2 protein-coding genes are annotated in these 2,141 nt (G+C 56.4%); both read left to right on the top strand.

Features of this window, described 5'->3' with window-relative positions; all coding sequences use genetic code 11:
• Nucleotides 1-378 (top strand): prolyl oligopeptidase family serine peptidase (locus tag VI25_RS22520; RefSeq protein ID WP_152981787.1); only part of this gene is annotated, 378 nt, incomplete at its 5' end.
• Between the two features lie 259 nt (nt 379-637).
• Nucleotides 638-1,897 carry a serine hydrolase domain-containing protein gene (locus VI25_RS22515; RefSeq protein ID WP_082455823.1) on the top strand — a complete coding sequence of 420 codons (1,260 nt, stop codon included), beginning with the start codon at nt 638-640 and terminating at the stop codon, nt 1,895-1,897.
• Nucleotides 1,898-2,141 lie beyond the last annotated feature (244 nt).

Genomic DNA, 2,141 nt, shown 5'->3' with positions numbered 1-2,141 from the left:
CCTGGTGTGACCCATGAACCCATTTTCGCCGCTGCGGCTGCGCAAAATGCGTTGGTGCTCTACCCCTTCGGGCGTCGTTCATTTGGTTGGCTAGAGCAGCGAGTCGCTTTGGAGAATATTCGGACCATGGTCAAGCACGTCAAGCAACGCTACCACGTAGACCGCCAGCGCGTGTACCTGGGGGGAATGTCTAATGGTGGCACAGCAGCCTATTGGTATGCCTGCCAATCTCCGGCTGGCTTTGCCGGATTCTTCGCCCTTTCGGCTAAGCCGACTAGTGCTTTTGGCCCGCTGAAGTTCGGCAGCCTGCGCCGGGGCGCGCCCTATATTCCCTGCACGCCCAGGACGACGAACAGGTTGCGCACCACGAAGTGCTAGCTACCTACTCGCAACAGCAAAACATAGCCCGGCAGTGGCACTTTGCCTCCCTGCCTACGGGCGGCCACGGGTTTCTGTACGGCCCAGGCGGACCAGCCGCCTTGAATGCTCTCTTGGGCCAGTTACTGAAGCAGACTGCCCGGTGATGGGCACTTCGTCAGTGGCAGGCATTGGAAAAATCTTTCTTTGAAAAGCTAGTAGCTATATTCTGTGACGAGGCTTCTAGCTTTACAACTGCTTCCCTACGGTGTCTCCTCTAATGTATCAGCCGCTTATATCTGCGGTGTTGCTACCCGCTACCCACTATTCTCACATGAATCCAGCTAGCCAAACATGCCCTATTCCTCGTGGGGCAGCCTCTTCTGTTTGCCGAGTATCGACACGGCTTTTCCGGGTGCTGTGCTGGGTATGTTGGTTGCTGGTTGGCATCGGTGCCGGTTCGTCGTGCTATGGACAACGTGTTAGCCGCCCGCAATCTAATCCAAGAAGAGTAGCTAGCACCGTACCGCAACACGTACTCACGGAAGCGCTTCGCCAAGCCAACGTGCCCGGTATGCAGCTAGTATATACTCACGGGCCAACCGTGACCTCGTACAACGTGGGCGTGCGCAAAGCTGGCACTTCGCAGCTTGTCACGGCAACCAGCACGTTTCAAGCGGCTTCTTTGGGGAAAATAGTGCTGGCCTACATCACCTTGCGCCTCCGTGACCGGGGACTGCTGACGCTTGACACGCCCCTATTGCGCTACTGCCCTTACCCCCGACTCCAGCAAGACCCGCGCGCGCAGGCCATTACGGCCCGTATGGCTCTGGCCCACAGCACGGGCTTACCGAACTGGGCCGAGTCTCCGCTTAGTCCAAACTGGTCTGCCTCACCGCTCGCGTTGCGCTACACCCCGGACAGCTGTTGGAATTACTCAGGCGAAGGCTACGTGTGGTTGCAGAAAGTGCTGGAACACCTAACAGGCAAATCATTGGAGACGCTTGCGCAGGAAGAAGTATTTCAGCCTTTGCACATGGCTCACAGTAGTTTTGTGTGGCACGCGGCTTTTTCGACTACCGCTTGCACCGGTCATGATGAGAAAGGCCAACCTACCACTATCCAGCAGTTCAGCCAGCCTTACGGAGCCTATAGCCTACTCACCACAGCCACCGATTACGCTATCTTTCTGCAAGCCTTGACAACAGGTCGAGGCCTACAGCCGGCTTCCTATCAAGTAATACGTACGCCTAGTAATTCTGCTTCGCGGTGCCGCAGCACCTCGCTTAGCCCCGCGGATGCAGCTGTGGCCTGGGCTTGCGGAGTAGGCTTGGTTGCAACCAGCCACGGACCGGCCTTGTGGCACTGGGGCAACAATGGGGACTTCCAGGGTTTTTTCATGGCATTTCCTGACACCAAGGAAAGTCTGCTGCTGTTGACGAATAGTGCCAACGGCTTGCGCTTACCTGAGCGCCTACTGCCTTTGTTTTTTGGTCCTGGGCAGTATTGGGCAATGCAGTGGCTGGCGGAAGAAAAGTAACACACCAGTAGCGCAGGGGGGTAGCAGCAGTTAACGTGAAGCGTGATGAGTCTGTGTTCATTTCCGGCGCAGAGCAGTTCAGTGCTGTAACTGATAGCTTCAATGGATTCTGGATGCGGTGTAGTGTCGGCTACCTCGGTTTGGCAATTGGCTAGCAGCACCAGCAAAGGGTAGAGCTCCCTCCACACTAGGGTCGACAGTAGTGGTCATGATTGACCCCAATACGTTCTGAGGGCCGCTAGAT

Source organism: Hymenobacter sp. AT01-02, from assembly GCF_000961955.2.
In the GTDB taxonomy this organism is placed as follows: domain Bacteria; phylum Bacteroidota; class Bacteroidia; order Cytophagales; family Hymenobacteraceae; genus Hymenobacter; species Hymenobacter mucosus.
Note: the sequence above shows the minus strand (reverse complement) of the source record. Positions and strands in the feature narration are given on the sequence as shown.